The following is a 17,680-nucleotide window of genomic DNA, read 5'->3' on the forward strand; positions in this document are numbered from 1 at the left end:
AATGGAATAATAGGTGTGTAAGTTTGGTGGAGGTGTATGTTTGTGTCTGAATCCAGCGCAACAACAGAAATCTTAATTCGTTTACCGCAAGCATTAGTCTCGGAATTAGACGGTCTTGTCAAACAAGAGAATGGGAACCGAAGCGAGTTAATTTATCAAGCAACAAAGATGTATATCCGCGAGCGCAAGAAACGCCAAATACGCGAGTCGATGAGACGGGGATATATGGAGATGGCTAAGATTAACTTAAACATTGCTTCCGAAGCATTTCAAGCTGAATCAGAGGCTGACCACACCGTTGAACGCTTAGTAAGCGGGGGTTAATCCTTTGATTGTCAAACGCGGCGACGTTTATTTTGCTGATTTATCACCCGTTGTTGGCTCTGAGCAAGGGGGCGTCCGTCCAGTGCTGATCATCCAGAATGATATCGGAAACAGGTTCAGTCCAACGGTCATCATAGCAGCTATTACCGCTCAAATTCAAAAAGCGAAATTGCCAACTCATGTGGAAATTGATTCCAAGCGTTATGGATTTGAACGTGATTCTGTTATACTGTTAGAGCAGATTCGAACAATTGATAAACAGAGATTGACTGATAAGATTACACACTTAGATGATGAAATGATGGATAAAGTGGACGAAGCTCTGCAAATTAGCTTAGGACTCATTGATTTTTAAAACTAAAAAACGTTATTTTTTAGGAAGTTGCTCCCATTAAGCAACTTTTTTTTATTTTATTGGCATAAATCGGTATAATGTAAAGTGGAATAACTTGTTTACTTTTTTACCCATACGATAAGAGGGGGATAATCTGCACATGAAGGATGCATCTAATCCAGTACTAGATTTTGTTCTGGCTCATCAAAATGAAATCTTGAATGAATGGAAAGACAGTCTGAAAGATTTGGGAGATCAGAAGTACTCTAACATCCTTTCAGATCAAGTGTTTTTAAATACCTGCAATGAATATCTGCAAATCTTAATCAGCTATATGAAAAACCCGGGAAGCGATCAGACTGAAAAGGTTTCTGACTATGCCCACAGGGTTGTTCAGCTGGGCTGGAGCTTAAAGTATATATCTGAAGGATTAAAGCAGCTGTCTTTAATTATCTTCACAAAAATGACGGATGGCCTTCCGGAAGCTGAAAAAATGAAAATAGTGTGGGAGTTTGACAAGTCGCTTTCACCAATCAATAATGAACTAATTCATCAATATGCAGCATCTTGGGAGCGTACGGTTTCTCTGCAGAAGATTGCCCTGCAGGAATTATCGGCTCCGCTTATTCCGATATTTGAAAACATTACAATTATGCCGTTAGTTGGTACAATTGATACAGAGAGAGCAAAGCAAATCATGGAGAACCTGCTTACAGGTGTTGTAAAACACCGTGCGCAAGTTGTTTTAATTGATATTACAGGTGTTCCGGTTGTGGACACAATGGTTGCTCATCATATTATTCAGGCTTCAGAAGCTGTTCGCCTTGTAGGCGCAAAATGTCTCCTTGTGGGAATCAGACCTGAGATTGCTCAGACAATCGTAAACCTTGGCATTGATTTAAGTCAGGTCATTACGAAGAACAGTCTTCAAAAAGGAATGGAAGCTGCACTTGAAATGACAAATCGACAAATAGTAGAAATGGGGGATTCACAATGAGAACTCCAAGAATACCGATTTTAAAGCTTCATAACTGTCTGCTTGTATCTATTCAGTGGGAACTTGATGATCAGACTGCCCTGCAGTTTCAGGAAGATCTGCTTCATAAAATTCACGAAACAGGTGCAAGCGGTGTTGTCATAGATTTAACCTCCGTAGATGTAATTGATTCTTTTATCGCCAAGGTTTTAGGTGATGTTATCGGCATGTCGAAATTAATGGGAGCTAAAGTTGTCTTAACAGGCATTCAGCCTGCTGTAGCAATTACCCTCATTGAGCTTGGCATTCATCTTGCTGATGTCCAAACCGCGCTTGACCTGGAAAAAGGACTTGAAACATTACAACAGGAGCTGGGGGAATAAGCATGGATAACCAATCCTGTGTAAAAATCATTACGGAGTGGGACATTGTTGCTGCGCGGCAGCTTGGACGCAATGTTGCAAAAGAACTCGGGTTTGGTACGGTAGACCAAGCGAGGATTACGACAGCTATTTCCGAATTAGCCCGTAATATATATTTGTATGCTGGACAAGGCCAAATTTGCATTGAGCAGATCAGCGAATTCAGTAAAAGAGGTTTAAAAATAATAGCCATTGATAACGGACCAGGAATACCAGATATCCGAAAAGTGATGGAAGACGGCTTTTCAACATCTGGTGGGTTAGGAGCCGGATTGCCTGGAGTAAAACGCCTGATGGATGAATTTAGCATTAATACCGTCTTAGGAGAGGGAACGGATATCCAAGCTGTCAAATGGCTTCGCTAGGAGGAAGCTTGATGGATTTTAAGGAAGTCATTGAATCGAAATATCAGGAAATACTAAGTCATTATATGCAGGAATTAACAGAAACGGCTTTGTACCAGGGGCAAAAGTTCAGCAGAAAAGCAATAGAAGAGCAAGTACCCCCTGAGGAAATTATCAGTTTGCACCGTAAAGTGCTGCAAGATTTATTTCCTGATGTAGATCAAGATGTTTTGCACTCTCTCGACTTTCTTTTAGAGGTCATGATGGGGTACGGTCTGGCCTATCAGGAGCATCAAAGCCTTCGGGATAAGCAGCAGGAGATTAAGTCTGAGATTCAAGTAGCTTTGAATGTTCAGCAGATGCTTTTGGAAACGTCAGTGCCTACAGTTCCGAATCTTGATATAGGTGCAATAAGTGTTCCCGCGAAGCATATGAACGGGGATTACTACCATTTTGTTTATGATGAAGAAAGCGTAAGTATTGCCATCGCTGATGTAATCGGGAAAGGAATTCCCGCTGCACTCTGTATGTCCATGATCAAATATGCAATGGACAGCTTGCCGGAGTCCCGCAAATCTCCAAGCCGTGTTCTGGAAAATCTGAACAGGGTTGTAGAGCATAACGTAGACCCGAGCATGTTCATTACAATGTTCTATGGAATGTATGATACGGATACTCATGAATTTGTCTATGGATCAGCGGGCCACGAGCCTGGATTTTATTACAGCGCGAAAGAGGACTGTTTTCATGACATGAACACAAAAGGTCTGGTCCTTGGCATAGATCAATCCATAAAGTACAAGCAATACAGCAGAATCGTCGAAAAAGGCGATATGATTGTTTTGCTTTCAGATGGTGTAACAGAGTCGAAAACAAATGAAGAGTTCATTGAACGTGATTTCATTACGAACCTCATTAAAAAATACAGTGATTTGAATGCACAGGGAATTGTAGATAATATTTATAAAGACTTTTTGCAGATGCAGGATTTTGAACTGCGTGATGATTTTACGCTGATTATTTTAAAACGCGAGGTTTGACTTGTAAAAAAAGTGGGTATTTGTTTTATTAGCTTACAAGTAATCTTACTGGGGTGATATTGATGAATTTAAATATAAATGTTAATCGATCAGAGGAACATATTCAAATAGATTTAGCTGGAGAAATTGATGCTTACACAGCACCGAAATTAAGAGAAGAACTAATGCCGCTTGCAGAAGAGGGAAAACCTGTCATGATCGTAAGCCTTAAAGATGTCTCTTACATGGACAGCACAGGACTTGGCGCATTTGTTGGCTTGCTAAAAGCTGTGAGAAAAAATGAGGGTGATTTAAAGCTTGTTAATTTATCCGCTCGTTTGGAAAGACTATTCAACATAACGGGACTGAGTGATATTATTGACATTTCTTCTAAATCAGAAGGTGGGGTTCGATGAAACAGTTAGTGGATTACATCGAGGTGAAAATACCTGCTAAACCAGAATTTGTCGGCATTGTCCGTTTGACTCTTTCTGGTATTGCCAGCAGAATGGGTTACTCTTATGATGAAATTGAAGATTTGAAAATCGCAACAAGCGAAGCATGTACAAATGCTGTGCAGCACGCCTACGAAAAAATTGAAGGCGGAGAAGTCATGATCGGGTTTGGCCTTTACGACGACCGTCTTGAAGTTATGGTGTCAGACAGCGGGCAAAGTTTCAATTTTGAACAAAAGAAAAACGAACTGGGTCCATATTCTGCTGCAAACCCTGTTGACCAACTTCCAGAAGGAGGGTTGGGGCTCTACTTGATGGAAACGCTCATGGATGAAGTACGTGTGCAGATCGATTCCGGCGTTACCGTCTTTATGACAAAGTATTTAAACGGGGAGCGAGTAGAACATGACACAGCCATCCAAAACTACGAAGCGAACTAAAGAAGAAATCAATGAATTGATTTTCGATTTTCAGCACAATCAAAATGAAGATGCTCAGCTTTTTCTTGTTGAATATTACAGCGGGCTGGTTGAAACTCTCGCAAAGAAATATTCAAGAGGCAAAAGCTTTCACGAAGACTTAAAACAGGTGGGCATGATTGGCTTGCTTGGTGCAATCCGCCGCTATGACCCTGAGTTTGGAAAAACGTTTGAAGCGTTTGCCATTCCGACTATCATCGGTGAAATCAAGCGATTCCTTCGCGATAAAACATGGAGTGTTCATGTTCCGAGAAGAATTAAAGAGCTTGGACCTAAAATAAAAATGGCTGTAGACGAATTGACAAATTCCCTTCAGCGCTCACCGCTTGTTCATGAAATAGCAGACTATCTTGAGGTGACAGAGGAAGAAGTGCTCGAGACGATGGAGATGGGCAAAAGCTACCAGGCTTTATCTGTCGATCATTCAATCGAGGCTGATTCCGACGGCAGCACAGTAACAATTCTTGATATCGTAGGATCAAAGGAAGAAGGATACGAGCAGGTCAATCAAAAGCTTATGCTCGAAAGTGTTCTTCACGTTCTGTCTGACCGTGAAAAAGAAATTATTCATCACACATATATTTTAAATAAGAGTCAAAAGGAAGCAGGAGAAATTCTTGGTATTTCTCAAATGCATGTATCTAGACTTCAAAGAAGAGCGATCACGAAGTTAAAAGAAGCACTTTCGGCTGACTTATCAATGGGGCTGCATTAATGATTCAAATTGAAGAAAATAATCATGTCCACGCATATGCTTATCAAATGCAAAAAGAAGGTAAAACGTTATGCGGGGACAGTTTCTTGATTAAAGCAACTGAAGACTATTTCGTATGTGCTGTTGCAGACGGTCTCGGCAGCGGTGAACGGGCTCATGAATCTTCTTCTGCCATTAAAGAAGTCGTTGAGGAATTTCATGCCGAGGACGTTGGCCTGATGATCGAGAAATCAAATGAGGTGCTGAAAAATAAGCGCGGAGCAACTGTTGCTATTTTTAAAGCGTATTTTAAACAGAATCAATTTACATTCAGTTCTGTTGGAAATATCCGATTTGTCCTCTATTCTCCGTCTGGCACGTTTGTCTATCCTCTTCCTGTACTTGGCTATATGTCAGGAAAACCTCAGAAGTTCCGTGTTCAATCCTTTGCATATGATTCTGGGGCGAAATTCATTATCCATTCAGATGGACTGAACATTCCTGCTGTAAAATCACTGCTTAAGGATTACCGGACAATTGAAGATATTTCAAATCAGCTTGAGCCTTATACAAAGTCAAGGCAAGATGATTTAACCTACGTAGTCGGTCAGCTATTCTAGTTGACGGCTTTTTTTATTGGGAGCATTTTTTAAAGTCCGCGTCTTTTGGTAAAATGTTTCTAAGTCTTTATTTTGGGGAGGGAAAAGAATGGCAGAGAAAACAGAGCGCATTATGAAAACAATCAGTGCGGATTTATCCATTACATATAAACAGGTATCAAATGTGATTGCATTACTCGAAGACGGCAATACCGTTCCTTTCATTGCGAGGTACAGAAAAGAACAGACAGGTGCATTGGATGAGGTGCAAATCCGTGATATCTCGGAAAAGTGGCAATACACTCAAAACCTGGAATCAAGAAAAGAAGAAGTCATCCGGTTAATTGATGAACAGGGAAAGCTGACAGAAGATCTTAAAAAAGAGGTAGAAGGAGCTTTGAAACTTCAAAAGGTTGAAGACCTCTATCGTCCTTATAAACAAAAACGGAGAACCAAAGCTACGGTTGCGAAAGAAAGAGGCTTAGAACCTCTTGCCGAGTGGATAAAAGGACAGCCTTCTAATGGATCGCTTAGAGAAAAAGCGATGGAGTTTGTAAACGAAGAGCAGGAGGTTTTGACTGCGGAAGATGCAGTTGAAGGGGCTAAGGACATTTTAGCTGAGTGGATTTCAGATGAGCCATCTTACCGTCAGTGGATTCGCGAACAAACCTTCCGAAAAGGGAAAATCATCACTTCTTCAAAAGATGAAGAAAAAGATGAGAAGAAAGTATACGAAATGTACTATGAGTACGAAGAGCCGATTCAAAAGGTTGTCCCGCATCGGGTCCTTGCTATGAACCGGGGAGAAAAAGAGGGAATTCTGAAAGTTGCCATCCAGGCGCCGGCCGATCTGATCACTTCTCATATTCAAAGAAATGAATTGAAAAATCAGCATACAGTGGTAAAGGATGTCTATATAGAAGCCATTGAAGATGCCTATAAACGATTAATTCAGCCTTCCATTGAACGTGAGATCCGAAAAGAATTAATGGAGAAAGCGGATGATCGTGCGATTCATATTTTCTCTGAAAATCTGCGCAACCTTTTGCTTCAGCCGCCATTGAAAGGCCGTGTTGTATTAGGGGTTGACCCTGCGTACCGGACAGGGTGTAAGCTTGCAGCTGTCGATGAGACCGGAAAAGTTCTGGAAATAGGCGTCATTTACCCTCATCCACCGGTCAATAAAGCAAAAGAAGCAAAGCAAAAGCTAATCGATGTGATCCAAAAAAATAACATCGAGCTGGTTGCGATTGGAAATGGAACGGCTTCAAGAGAGACAGAACAATTTATTGCAGATCTTATTGATGAATTAAAATCAGATCTTGCCTATATTATCGTAAACGAAGCAGGAGCAAGTGTATACTCTGCATCAGACTTGGCCCGTGAAGAATTCCCTGAGTTCCAGGTAGAAGAACGAAGTGCAGTTTCCATCGCAAGAAGATTGCAGGATCCGCTGGCAGAGCTGGTTAAAATTGATCCGAAATCAGTAGGAGTAGGGCAATACCAGCATGATGTCACACAGAAGAAGCTGAATGATTCTCTTACATTCGTTGTTGAAACAGTGGTTAACCAAGTAGGAGTGAATGTCAATACAGCATCATCATCACTCCTGCAATATGTAGCGGGCTTAAGCAAGGCAGTTGCGGTAAACATTGTGAAGCAGCGGGATGAAATCGGGAAGTTCCAGGACCGGAAGCAATTAAAGAAAATACCGCGGCTTGGCGCAAAAACGTTCGAACAATGCATAGGTTTCCTGAGAATACCTGACGGAAAGCATCCGCTTGACTCAACAGGCATTCATCCGGAAAGCTACAAAGAGGTTGAAATGCTTCTGAAAATGCTGGGACTGACCTTGAAGGATGTTGGCACGGAGCAGCTGAGAGAAAAAATTGCGGGAATTAATATAAAAGAAACTGCAGAAGCTATCGATCTTGGAGAGCTGACTCTCAAAGACATTTGTGATTCTCTTGTTCGTCCAGGACGTGACCCGCGTGATGAAATTGCTAAGCCGCTGCTTAAAAAGGGTGTATTGAAACTCGAGGACCTTCAGACTGGCATGGAACTTCAGGGCACAGTGCGCAATGTTGTAGATTTTGGCGCGTTTGTGGACATAGGCGTTAAACAGGATGGGCTCGTTCATATTTCAAAGCTCAGAAACTCTTTTGTCAAACATCCGCTCGATGTCGTTTCCGTCGGTGATGTTGTTACGGTATGGGTGGACTCTGTAGATCAGCATAAAGGCCGGGTCGCTTTGACGATGATTAACGGTTAATGAAAAACACTGCATGCGTGCAGTGCTGCAGATTCGAATGGGGGATTAGCTGAATGATTCCCCATTTCGGCTAATAAATCTTAATAACCAGCTATAATAAATGTAGTTTTTGCTGAAAAAAGACGCAATGCATTTAGTTGTTCCAACACTGCTCATGAGCAGTGTTTTTTTCTATAGAAATACCAGCATTGATTCAACATCTTTATTTGATAGCGGTCCTTTTCATAAAACGCACGCTGCATTTGGTTTTTTAACCATGAGGGCATTGCTCGTTCCTCCTTATTGTTTATAATGGAGTATGTGTATTACTTACTATATGCGGGCGCAAGATGTCCTGTTCGGAGATACAAACTATGCGGGGTGTAACCGATGAATGAAACAGAGCTTCAGCAACTGACAGAATCGATTTCGATAACTTACTTTCAAAAAAAGTTTGTACATAAAGCGATCTTTAACCCCCGGCTGCGCACAACAGGCGGAAGATACCTTTTAAAAAGCCACAACATCGAAATTAACCCTAAGTATATAGCTCAGGGATTAGAAGAGATAACCGGTATCATCAAACATGAACTATGCCACTATCATCTCCATATAGAGGGCAGAGGGTATAAGCACCGTGATTCTGAATTTAGAGAGCTTCTTTCGAAAGTAGGTGCCCCGAGATTTTGCACGCCGCTTCAGACGACAGTCAGAAAAAAGAAGACATTAGTGTATCAGTGCAGAGCTTGTATGTTCATTTATAAACGGCACAGAAGAATGGATACTTCCAAGTATGTATGCGGAAAATGCGGCGGGAAAATAAAACTTGTTTCATAGATGAAAAAAGGGGTTGACTCATAATACAAAGCTGTGATAAATTATAAAAGCCGTCGTAAGAGACGCAAAACATTAATAAAAAGAAGGCTTGACAGCTTGTACTAATCTTCATATAATAAAAGAAGTCTGTCATGACTAATTATTCCGCAGTAGCTCAGTGGTAGAGCTATCGGCTGTTAACCGATCGGTCGTAGGTTCGAGTCCTACCTGCGGAGCCATATTATGGGGAAGTACTCAAGTGGCTGAAGAGGCGCCCCTGCTAAGGGTGTAGGTCGCGTAAGCGGCGCGAGGGTTCAAATCCCTCCTTCTCCGCCATTATTTTTTTGTCTTTGGCCCGTTGGTCAAGCGGTTAAGACACCGCCCTTTCACGGCGGTAACACGGGTTCGAATCCCGTACGGGTCATCGCTTTAAATTGCATATCAATGATTGGGAGGATTAGCTCAGCTGGGAGAGCATCTGCCTTACAAGCAGAGGGTCGGCGGTTCGAGCCCGTCATCCTCCACCATCATATCTGGTCCCGTGGTGTAGCGGTTAACATGCCTGCCTGTCACGCAGGAGATCGCCGGTTCGATCCCGGTCGGGACCGCCATTTATTGGGCTATAGCCAAGCGGTAAGGCAACGGACTTTGACTCCGTCATGCGCTGGTTCGAATCCAGCTAGCCCAGCCATTTTATTTTAAATGCGAATAGTAGTAAGTGCCATTAGCTCAGTCGGTAGAGCATCTGACTTTTAATCAGAGGGTCGAAGGTTCGAGTCCTTCATGGCACACCATTTTAACTAATGTATGCGGGTGTGGCGGAATTGGCAGACGCGCTAGACTTAGGATCTAGTGTCTTTGACGTGGGGGTTCGAGTCCCTTCACCCGCACCATACATTTTTTATCTTTTCGCGGTCGTGGCGGAATGGCAGACGCGCTAGGTTGAGGGCCTAGTGGGGGCAACCCCGTGGAAGTTCGACTCTTCTCGGCCGCACCAAAAGAGCTTTAAAAAAACCTCAAAAAAGTTGTTGACAAAAAGAACACAACTTGGTATTATATTTAAGTCGCTTCATTACATGAACAAGACATTAACAAGTGCGCCCGTAGCTCAATTGGATAGAGCGTTTGACTACGGATCAAAAGGTTATGGGTTCGACTCCTATCGGGCGCGCCATTCTATATATTATGTGTCCGGGAAGTAGCTCAGCTTGGTAGAGCACTTGGTTTGGGACCAAGGGGTCGCAGGTTCGAATCCTGTCTTCCCGACCAGACAAATACTTTTCGCGGGTGTAGTTTAATGGTAAAACTCTAGCCTTCCAAGCTAATGTCGTGGGTTCGATTCCCATCACCCGCTCCAATTTTTAAAAATGATCTTTGAAAACTAAACAAAACCAAAAGCGTACCAAACGTTTTAAATTTTTGAAGTCAGCAACAAATTGAGTCGCAAATTTTCTTCGGAGAGTTTGATCCTGGCTCAGGACGAACGCTGGCGGCGTGCCTAATACATGCAAGTCGAGCGGACTTGCTGGAGCTTGCTCCAGCAGGTTAGCGGCGGACGGGTGAGTAACACGTGGGCAACCTGCCTGTAAGACTGGGATAACTCCGGGAAACCGGAGCTAATACCGGATAGTATCTTGAACCGCATGGTTCAAGTTGGAAAGACGGTTTCGGCTGTCACTTACAGATGGGCCCGCGGCGCATTAGCTAGTTGGTGAGGTAATGGCTCACCAAGGCAACGATGCGTAGCCGACCTGAGAGGGTGATCGGCCACACTGGGACTGAGACACGGCCCAGACTCCTACGGGAGGCAGCAGTAGGGAATCTTCCGCAATGGACGAAAGTCTGACGGAGCAACGCCGCGTGAGTGATGAAGGTTTTCGGATCGTAAAACTCTGTTGTTAGGGAAGAACAAGTGCGAGAGTAACTGCTCGCACCTTGACGGTACCTAACCAGAAAGCCACGGCTAACTACGTGCCAGCAGCCGCGGTAATACGTAGGTGGCAAGCGTTGTCCGGAATTATTGGGCGTAAAGCGCGCGCAGGCGGTTTCTTAAGTCTGATGTGAAAGCCCCCGGCTCAACCGGGGAGGGTCATTGGAAACTGGGAAACTTGAGTGCAGAAGAGGAGAGTGGAATTCCACGTGTAGCGGTGAAATGCGTAGAGATGTGGAGGAACACCAGTGGCGAAGGCGACTCTCTGGTCTGTAACTGACGCTGAGGCGCGAAAGCGTGGGGAGCGAACAGGATTAGATACCCTGGTAGTCCACGCCGTAAACGATGAGTGCTAAGTGTTAGAGGGTTTCCGCCCTTTAGTGCTGCAGCTAACGCATTAAGCACTCCGCCTGGGGAGTACGGTCGCAAGACTGAAACTCAAAGGAATTGACGGGGGCCCGCACAAGCGGTGGAGCATGTGGTTTAATTCGAAGCAACGCGAAGAACCTTACCAGGTCTTGACATCCTTTGCCACTTCTAGAGATAGAAGGTTCCCCTTCGGGGGACAAAGTGACAGGTGGTGCATGGTTGTCGTCAGCTCGTGTCGTGAGATGTTGGGTTAAGTCCCGCAACGAGCGCAACCCTTGATCTTAGTTGCCAGCATTCAGTTGGGCACTCTAAGGTGACTGCCGGTGACAAACCGGAGGAAGGTGGGGATGACGTCAAATCATCATGCCCCTTATGACCTGGGCTACACACGTGCTACAATGGATGGTACAAAGGGCTGCGAGACCGCGAGGTTTAGCCAATCCCATAAAACCATTCTCAGTTCGGATTGCAGGCTGCAACTCGCCTGCATGAAGCTGGAATCGCTAGTAATCGCGGATCAGCATGCCGCGGTGAATACGTTCCCGGGCCTTGTACACACCGCCCGTCACACCACGAGAGTTTGCAACACCCGAAGTCGGTGGGGTAACCGCAAGGAGCCAGCCGCCTAAGGTGGGGTAGATGATTGGGGTGAAGTCGTAACAAGGTAGCCGTATCGGAAGGTGCGGCTGGATCACCTCCTTTCTAAGGAATATATGAGGACGCTTTTGGTTTTTGTTTAGTTTTGAGAGATCATTCTCTCATATGATAGAAGACAAATCTTCTGATTTGTCGGTTGTTCTTTGAAAACTAGATAACGTAATTGATAACAAGTAATTCACTGAGATTTACGCTTACCATAATTAGTGATTTTCCAGACATTTATGTCTGAACAAACAACGAAATGCGAAACGTATCTTAGATGCGGCTGACCATTTAGGTTAAGTTATGAAGGGCGCACGGTGGATGCCTTGGCACTAGGAGCCGATGAAGGACGGGACTAACACCGATATGCTTTGGGGAGCTGTAAGTAAGCTTTGATCCAGAGATTTCCGAATGGGGAAACCCACTGTTCGTAATGGAACAGTATCTTTATCTGAATACATAGGATATTGAAGGCAGACCCGGGGAACTGAAACATCTAAGTACCCGGAGGAAGAGAAAGCAAACGCGATTTCCCAAGTAGCGGCGAGCGAAACGGAATTAGCCCAAACCAAGAGGCTTGCCTCTTGGGGTTGTAGGACACTCTATACGGAGTTACAAAGGAACGGGGTAGATGAAGCGACCTGGAAAGGTCCGTCAGAGAAGGTAAAAACCCTGTAGTCGAAACTTCGTTCCCTCCAGAGTGGATCCTGAGTACGGCGGGACACGAGAAATCCCGTCGGAAGCAGGGAGGACCATCTCCCAAGGCTAAATACTCCCTAGTGACCGATAGTGAACCAGTACCGTGAGGGAAAGGTGAAAAGCACCCCGGAAGGGGAGTGAAAAGATCCTGAAACCGTGTGCTTACAAGTAGTCAGAGCCCGTTAATGGGTGATGGCGTGCCTTTTGTAGAATGAACCGGCGAGTTACGATCCCGTGCAAGGTTAAGTTGAAGAGACGGAGCCGCAGCGAAAGCGAGTCTGAATAGGGCGTTTTAGTACGTGGTCGTAGACCCGAAACCAGGTGATCTACCCATGTCCAGGGTGAAGTTCAGGTAACACTGAATGGAGGCCCGAACCCACGCACGTTGAAAAGTGCGGGGATGAGGTGTGGGTAGCGGAGAAATTCCAATCGAACCTGGAGATAGCTGGTTCTCTCCGAAATAGCTTTAGGGCTAGCCTCAAGTATGAGAGTCTTGGAGGTAGAGCACTGATTGGACTAGGGGCCCTCATCGGGTTACCGAATTCAGTCAAACTCCGAATGCCAAAGACTTGCTCCTTGGGAGTCAGACTGCGAGTGATAAGATCCGTAGTCAAGAGGGAAACAGCCCAGACCACCAGCTAAGGTCCCAAAGTATACGTTAAGTGGAAAAGGATGTGGAGTTGCTTAGACAACCAGGATGTTGGCTTAGAAGCAGCCACCATTTAAAGAGTGCGTAATAGCTCACTGGTCGAGTGACTCTGCGCCGAAAATGTACCGGGGCTAAACGTATCACCGAAGCTGTGGACTGTTCTTACGAACAGTGGTAGGAGAGCGTTCTAAGGGCGTTGAAGCTAGACCGTAAGGACTGGTGGAGCGCTTAGAAGTGAGAATGCCGGTATGAGTAGCGAAAGAGGGGTGAGAATCCCCTCCACCGAATGCCTAAGGTTTCCTGAGGAAGGCTCGTCCGCTCAGGGTTAGTCGGGACCTAAGCCGAGGCCGAAAGGCGTAGGCGATGGACAACAGGTTGATATTCCTGTACCACCTCCTCACCATTTGAGCAATGGGGGGACGCAGGAGGATAGGGCAAGCGCGCTGTTGGATATGCGCGTCCAAGCAGTTAGGCTGAGAAGTAGGCAAATCCGCTTCTCATATAAGGCTGAGCTGTGATGGCGAGGGAAATTTAGTACCGAAGTTCCTGATTCCACACTGCCAAGAAAAGCCTCTAGCGAGGTGAGAGGTGCCCGTACCGCAAACCGACACAGGTAGGCGAGGAGAGAATCCTAAGGTGAGCGAGAGAACTCTCGTTAAGGAACTCGGCAAAATGACCCCGTAACTTCGGGAGAAGGGGTGCTTTTTAGGGTTCATAGCCCTGAAAAGCCGCAGTGAATAGGCCCAGGCGACTGTTTAGCAAAAACACAGGTCTCTGCGAAGCCGCAAGGCGAAGTATAGGGGCTGACGCCTGCCCGGTGCTGGAAGGTTAAGGGGAGAGGTTAGCGCAAGCGAAGCTTTGAACCGAAGCCCCAGTAAACGGCGGCCGTAACTATAACGGTCCTAAGGTAGCGAAATTCCTTGTCGGGTAAGTTCCGACCCGCACGAAAGGCGTAACGATCTGGGCACTGTCTCAACGAGAGACTCGGTGAAATTATAGTACCTGTGAAGATGCAGGTTACCCGCGACAGGACGGAAAGACCCCGTGGAGCTTTACTGTAGCCTGATATTGAATTTTGGTACAGCTTGTACAGGATAGGTAGGAGCCTTGGAAACCGGAGCGCCAGCTTCGGTGGAGGCATTGGTGGGATACTACCCTTGCTGTATTGAAATTCTAACCCACAGCCCTGATCGGGCTGGGAGACAGTGTCAGGTGGGCAGTTTGACTGGGGCGGTCGCCTCCTAAAATGTAACGGAGGCGCCCAAAGGTTCCCTCAGAATGGTTGGAAATCATTCGCAGAGTGTAAAGGCACAAGGGAGCTTGACTGCGAGACCTACAAGTCGAGCAGGGACGAAAGTCGGGCTTAGTGATCCGGTGGTTCCGCATGGAAGGGCCATCGCTCAACGGATAAAAGCTACCCCGGGGATAACAGGCTTATCTCCCCCAAGAGTCCACATCGACGGGGAGGTTTGGCACCTCGATGTCGGCTCATCGCATCCTGGGGCTGTAGTCGGTCCCAAGGGTTGGGCTGTTCGCCCATTAAAGCGGTACGCGAGCTGGGTTCAGAACGTCGTGAGACAGTTCGGTCCCTATCCGTCGTGGGCGCAGGAAATTTGAGAGGAGCTGTCCTTAGTACGAGAGGACCGGGATGGACGCACCGCTGGTGTACCAGTTGTCTTGCCAAAGGCATCGCTGGGTAGCTATGTGCGGAAGGGATAAGTGCTGAAAGCATCTAAGCATGAAGCCCCCCTCAAGATGAGATTTCCCATCACGTAAGTGAGTAAGAACCCTGAAAGATGATCAGGTTGATAGGTCTGAGGTGGAAGCGCGGTGACGTGTGGAGCTGACAGATACTAATCGTTCGAGGACTTAACCACAGTCTAATAAAGTGTAATATTTAAGTGAAACTTGTTATCAAACGTTATTTAGTTTTGAAAGAATAACATTCTTTCTAATCAATTGCATATTGTCTGGTGATGATGGCAAAGAGGTCACACCCGTTCCCATGCCGAACACGGAAGTTAAGCTCTTTAGCGCCGATGGTAGTTGGGGGTTTCCCCCTGTGAGAGTAGGACGTTGCCAGGCAGTATCAATTATATATTTTATCAATGAGCATAAAAGCTCAAAGATATTTATTATTATCGCGGGGTGGAGCAGTCTGGTAGCTCGTCGGGCTCATAACCCGAAGGTCGCAGGTTCAAATCCTGTCCCCGCAACCAAATGGTCCCGTGGTGTAGCGGTTAACATGCCTGCCTGTCACGCAGGAGATCGCCGGTTCGATCCCGGTCGGGACCGCCATTATTACATAAACGACAACGAAACTACGTGTTTCGTTTTTTTTATGCATTTTTTAGGGTAGACTGTTAATGAAACTTGGACAAACTAGTTAGATGCGATACACTTGATAACAGGGAACGGTCCTTAGAACTGCAGGGTTCTAAGGTTTTTTTATAAGTCTTTCCATTGATTTTTTCAGGTAGCAGACTGTCTAAAGCTGCATCTGACTTTTATGAGAGAAAAGGCGGTGCTGCAAATGGCCATTGAAGATGAATTTCATTTTATAGATAAAATCAGCCAAAACAAGAATCGCCAGCCGGAATTAATAGAAGGCATAGGGGATGATGCTGCTCTGTATAGAGCAAAAGCCAATTATTTGGAAATTGTTTGTGCAGATACAATGACAGAAGGTATTCATTTTCTGAAGGATGTTTCTTCCCCAAAGGATATCGGCTATAAAGCTGTGGCTGTGAATATCAGTGACGTAGCAGCTATGGGCGGTGTTCCAAAGTATTATCTTGTCACCATTGCTGTGCCTAAAACCTGGTCTGAAGAGGAATTAGTGGAGATCTATGGAGGGATGGATGAGATCGCTGCGTTATACCACATGGATCTGATTGGCGGGGATACGGTTTCAACCTCAGATAAGCTTGTGATTACGGTTACGGTCATAGGAGAAGTTCAGCGAGGGAAACAGCGTTTGAGGAAGGATGCACGTCCAGGTGATGCGGTATTTGTAACAGGCACAATTGGTGACTCAGCTGCAGGGCTTCAGATTCTGCTTGGAAACCTCTCCGTTCATGAAGAAAACGATTCTGCATTTCTTGTGAATCGCCATAAGCGTCCAGTGCCGCAGGTTAAAGCAGGGCAGCTTATGTCTTTCGCTGAGCGCATTTCATTGAATGATATCAGTGACGGTCTTGCAAGTGAACTAAATGAATTATGCGAGGCAAGCTGTGTTAAAATGGTCATAGAAAAAGACCGCGTTCCACTCAGTGATTCTCTGCGCTCTTTACATTCTGAGCAGCTCGATGAATGGATTTTATATGGGGGAGAAGATTTTGAGCTGGTTGGTACGGTTCCTCCCGCAGTATTTGATCTTCTTCAAAAGAAGTGCAGCGAAGAAGGCATTTCTCTAACAAGGATTGGGCATGTAGAAGCAGGCTCATCCGAGGTGCTGCTTCTGCATAATGGAAAGAAAACGAAGCTCGAAAAATCTGGATACAATCATTTTAAGTAAGGTGAGTATATGACGAAGCATACAGTGAGAACAAATAGCCCTGAGGTAACAACGAAGCTTGCCGTCAGGCTTGGTGAACTTGTGAATCCTGGAGATGTGATTACATTAGAAGGCGATTTGGGAGCCGGGAAAACTACGTTTACAAAGGGTTTAGCAAAAGGAATGGGGATCCAAAAAAACGTAAACAGTCCGACATTTACGATTATGAAGGAATACAGGGACGGGAGACTGCCTCTTTATCACATGGATGTGTACAGAATGGAAGACAGCGAAGAGGATTTAGGTTTTGATGAGTTTTTTGAAGGAGAAGGTGTCACAGTGGTTGAATGGGCACATCTTATTCAGGAGCAGCTTCCTCCAGATCGTCTTGATATTCGTATTCTTCGTGTGGAAAATGAGTCCCGCGAAATTATCTTTGAACCTATCGGGGATCACTATATTGGTTTATGTAAGGAGCTTATAGATGAAAGCAATCGCGATTGATACGTCCAATTTGACGCTTGGTGTGGCCATAGTGGAAGATACCAAAGTGATTGGTGAATATGTAACAAACATTAAGCAGAATCATTCGGTCCGGGCAATGCCTGCTGTGGAATGGCTTATGCAGGAATGCGGACTCACGCCTGGTGAACTGGATCGTGTCATTGTTGCGGGAGGTCCTGGATCTTATACCGGCCTCAGAATTGGTGTCAGCATTGCTAAAACACTTGCATGGACGTTAAACATTCCCCTTGCCAGTGTTTCAAGTCTTGAGGTGCTTGCAGCTGGCGGAAGCTATTTTAATGGTTTTATCTGTCCGATTTTTGATGCCCGGCGCGGTCAGGTGTATACAGGCTTGTATGAGTATGCAGATGGGGAGCTTATAAATAGAAGAAACGATCAAAATCTCCTGCTTTCAGATTGGCTTTTAGAGTTAAAAAAGGAAGAGAAGCAAATTCTTTTCATCGGGAATGATGTTAGCCTGCATCAGGAGTTAATCATTGAAGTGCTTGGTGATCAGGCAGTGATTGCAAGTATGACCGAGCATAATCCAAGACCGGCCATGCTTGGAAAAATCGGCTTGATGAAAGAGCCCGTGGATATACATACCTTCGTGCCGAACTATATCCGTTTAGCAGAGGCGGAAGTAAAGTGGCTCGAACAACAGAAATAAGTGGGTGA

At 45.2% G+C, this 17,680-nt stretch carries 16 protein-coding genes, 14 tRNA genes and 3 rRNA genes; 32 read left to right on the forward strand and 1 reads right to left on the reverse strand.

The window, feature by feature from the left end:
- Window positions 1-42 precede the first annotated feature (42 nt).
- The 11 genes from AC3ISE_RS01330 to AC3ISE_RS01380 all read left to right on the forward strand — a co-directional run bounded on the left by AC3ISE_RS01330 (window position 43) and on the right by AC3ISE_RS01380 (window position 7,918).
- Complete coding sequence (locus AC3ISE_RS01330; protein WP_029286378.1) at window positions 43-324, forward strand: CopG family ribbon-helix-helix protein; 282 nt, start codon at window positions 43-45, stop codon at window positions 322-324.
- A gap of 4 nt (window positions 325-328) precedes the next feature.
- Window positions 329-679, forward strand: a complete 351-nt coding sequence (gene ndoA / locus AC3ISE_RS01335; protein WP_029286376.1) for a type II toxin-antitoxin system endoribonuclease NdoA — start codon at window positions 329-331, stop codon at window positions 677-679.
- 139 nt (window positions 680-818) lie between these two features.
- Entirely contained in the window at window positions 819-1,655 is an 837-nt protein-coding gene (locus tag AC3ISE_RS01340; RefSeq protein ID WP_309194586.1) for an STAS domain-containing protein, read from the forward strand.
- Complete coding sequence (locus AC3ISE_RS01345; RefSeq protein WP_029286372.1) at window positions 1,652-2,017, forward strand: STAS domain-containing protein; 366 nt, start codon at window positions 1,652-1,654, stop codon at window positions 2,015-2,017. The genes AC3ISE_RS01340 and AC3ISE_RS01345 overlap by 4 nt, the downstream gene beginning before the upstream one ends.
- Before the next feature lie 2 nt (window positions 2,018-2,019).
- Window positions 2,020-2,421: an anti-sigma regulatory factor gene (locus AC3ISE_RS01350; RefSeq protein WP_489222762.1), complete on the forward strand. Its 402-nt coding sequence runs from the start codon at window positions 2,020-2,022 to the stop codon at window positions 2,419-2,421.
- A gap of 11 nt (window positions 2,422-2,432) precedes the next feature.
- Window positions 2,433-3,440 (forward strand): PP2C family protein-serine/threonine phosphatase, encoded by a 1,008-nt coding sequence (locus tag AC3ISE_RS01355; protein WP_489222763.1) that lies wholly within the window; start codon window positions 2,433-2,435, stop codon window positions 3,438-3,440.
- Between the two features lie 62 nt (window positions 3,441-3,502).
- Window positions 3,503-3,835 carry an anti-sigma factor antagonist gene (locus AC3ISE_RS01360; RefSeq protein WP_307428189.1) on the forward strand — a complete coding sequence of 111 codons (333 nt, stop codon included), beginning with the start codon at window positions 3,503-3,505 and terminating at the stop codon, window positions 3,833-3,835.
- A complete protein-coding gene (gene rsbW / locus AC3ISE_RS01365; RefSeq protein WP_489222764.1) occupies window positions 3,832-4,314 on the forward strand; it encodes an anti-sigma B factor RsbW in 483 nt (160 codons plus the stop codon). Before AC3ISE_RS01360 ends, rsbW begins: the two co-directional genes overlap by 4 nt.
- Complete coding sequence (gene sigB / locus AC3ISE_RS01370) at window positions 4,280-5,068, forward strand: RNA polymerase sigma factor SigB (RefSeq protein WP_133313772.1); 789 nt, start codon at window positions 4,280-4,282, stop codon at window positions 5,066-5,068. The genes rsbW and sigB overlap by 35 nt, the downstream gene beginning before the upstream one ends.
- Window positions 5,068-5,667, forward strand: coding sequence for a PP2C family serine/threonine-protein phosphatase (locus AC3ISE_RS01375; protein ID WP_489222765.1), 600 nt, complete (start codon window positions 5,068-5,070; stop codon window positions 5,665-5,667). Before sigB ends, AC3ISE_RS01375 begins: the two co-directional genes overlap by 1 nt.
- Window positions 5,668-5,755: 88 nt before the next feature.
- Complete coding sequence (locus AC3ISE_RS01380; protein WP_489222766.1) at window positions 5,756-7,918, forward strand: Tex family protein; 2,163 nt, start codon at window positions 5,756-5,758, stop codon at window positions 7,916-7,918.
- Window positions 7,919-8,070: 152 nt separating this feature from the next.
- Here AC3ISE_RS01380 and cmpA read toward each other — a convergent pair whose 3' ends face one another.
- Complete coding sequence (gene cmpA, locus AC3ISE_RS01385) at window positions 8,071-8,184, reverse strand: cortex morphogenetic protein CmpA (protein ID WP_087946367.1); 114 nt, start codon at window positions 8,182-8,184, stop codon at window positions 8,071-8,073.
- Between the two features lie 103 nt (window positions 8,185-8,287).
- On the opposite strand from cmpA, the gene AC3ISE_RS01390 reads away from it, so the two are divergent.
- From AC3ISE_RS01390 to tsaB, 21 genes are all read left to right on the forward strand, one after another.
- The gene (locus AC3ISE_RS01390; protein ID WP_489222767.1) at window positions 8,288-8,734 is read left to right on the forward strand and encodes a SprT family protein; all 447 of its coding nucleotides are present in this window, start codon (window positions 8,288-8,290) and stop codon (window positions 8,732-8,734) included.
- Between the two features lie 143 nt (window positions 8,735-8,877).
- Window positions 8,878-8,952 (forward strand) — tRNA-Asn (locus AC3ISE_RS01395).
- A gap of 6 nt (window positions 8,953-8,958) precedes the next feature.
- Window positions 8,959-9,049: transfer RNA gene (locus AC3ISE_RS01400), tRNA-Ser, on the forward strand.
- 16 nt (window positions 9,050-9,065) lie between these two features.
- Window positions 9,066-9,137, forward strand: a tRNA-Glu gene (locus tag AC3ISE_RS01405).
- A gap of 27 nt (window positions 9,138-9,164) precedes the next feature.
- Window positions 9,165-9,240: transfer RNA gene (locus AC3ISE_RS01410), tRNA-Val, on the forward strand.
- An 8-nt stretch (window positions 9,241-9,248) separates the two neighbouring features.
- A tRNA-Asp gene (locus tag AC3ISE_RS01415) sits at window positions 9,249-9,324 on the forward strand.
- Between the two features lie 5 nt (window positions 9,325-9,329).
- Window positions 9,330-9,404: transfer RNA gene (locus AC3ISE_RS01420), tRNA-Gln, on the forward strand.
- Between the two features lie 27 nt (window positions 9,405-9,431).
- Window positions 9,432-9,507: transfer RNA gene (locus tag AC3ISE_RS01425), tRNA-Lys, on the forward strand.
- Between the two features lie 15 nt (window positions 9,508-9,522).
- Window positions 9,523-9,606: transfer RNA gene (locus AC3ISE_RS01430), tRNA-Leu, on the forward strand.
- 18 nt (window positions 9,607-9,624) lie between these two features.
- Window positions 9,625-9,710: transfer RNA gene (locus tag AC3ISE_RS01435), tRNA-Leu, on the forward strand.
- Window positions 9,711-9,810: 100 nt separating this feature from the next.
- Window positions 9,811-9,887, forward strand: a tRNA-Arg gene (locus AC3ISE_RS01440).
- Between the two features lie 18 nt (window positions 9,888-9,905).
- Window positions 9,906-9,982, forward strand: a tRNA-Pro gene (locus AC3ISE_RS01445).
- Between the two features lie 14 nt (window positions 9,983-9,996).
- A tRNA-Gly gene (locus AC3ISE_RS01450) sits at window positions 9,997-10,070 on the forward strand.
- A 94-nt stretch (window positions 10,071-10,164) separates the two neighbouring features.
- A 16S ribosomal RNA gene (locus AC3ISE_RS01455) occupies window positions 10,165-11,714 on the forward strand.
- Window positions 11,715-11,948: 234 nt separating this feature from the next.
- Window positions 11,949-14,879: ribosomal RNA gene (locus AC3ISE_RS01460) — 23S ribosomal RNA — on the forward strand.
- A gap of 92 nt (window positions 14,880-14,971) precedes the next feature.
- Window positions 14,972-15,087: ribosomal RNA gene (gene rrf, locus AC3ISE_RS01465) — 5S ribosomal RNA — on the forward strand.
- Together the 16S, 23S and 5S rRNA genes with 14 tRNA genes alongside form the textbook arrangement of a ribosomal RNA operon.
- Before the next feature lie 57 nt (window positions 15,088-15,144).
- A tRNA-Met gene (locus tag AC3ISE_RS01470) sits at window positions 15,145-15,221 on the forward strand.
- A gap of 3 nt (window positions 15,222-15,224) precedes the next feature.
- A tRNA-Asp gene (locus tag AC3ISE_RS01475) sits at window positions 15,225-15,300 on the forward strand.
- 235 nt (window positions 15,301-15,535) lie between these two features.
- The gene (gene thiL, locus AC3ISE_RS01480) at window positions 15,536-16,519 is read left to right on the forward strand and encodes a thiamine-phosphate kinase (protein ID WP_489222768.1); all 984 of its coding nucleotides are present in this window, start codon (window positions 15,536-15,538) and stop codon (window positions 16,517-16,519) included.
- Between the two features lie 9 nt (window positions 16,520-16,528).
- A complete protein-coding gene (gene tsaE, locus AC3ISE_RS01485; RefSeq protein WP_489222769.1) occupies window positions 16,529-17,002 on the forward strand; it encodes a tRNA (adenosine(37)-N6)-threonylcarbamoyltransferase complex ATPase subunit type 1 TsaE in 474 nt (157 codons plus the stop codon).
- Window positions 16,983-17,672 (forward strand): tRNA (adenosine(37)-N6)-threonylcarbamoyltransferase complex dimerization subunit type 1 TsaB, encoded by a 690-nt coding sequence (gene tsaB / locus AC3ISE_RS01490; RefSeq protein ID WP_489222770.1) that lies wholly within the window; start codon window positions 16,983-16,985, stop codon window positions 17,670-17,672. The genes tsaE and tsaB overlap by 20 nt, the downstream gene beginning before the upstream one ends.
- The last annotated feature ends 8 nt before the right edge of the window (window positions 17,673-17,680 follow it).

The organism is Metabacillus sp. KH_069 (genome assembly GCF_057838075.1).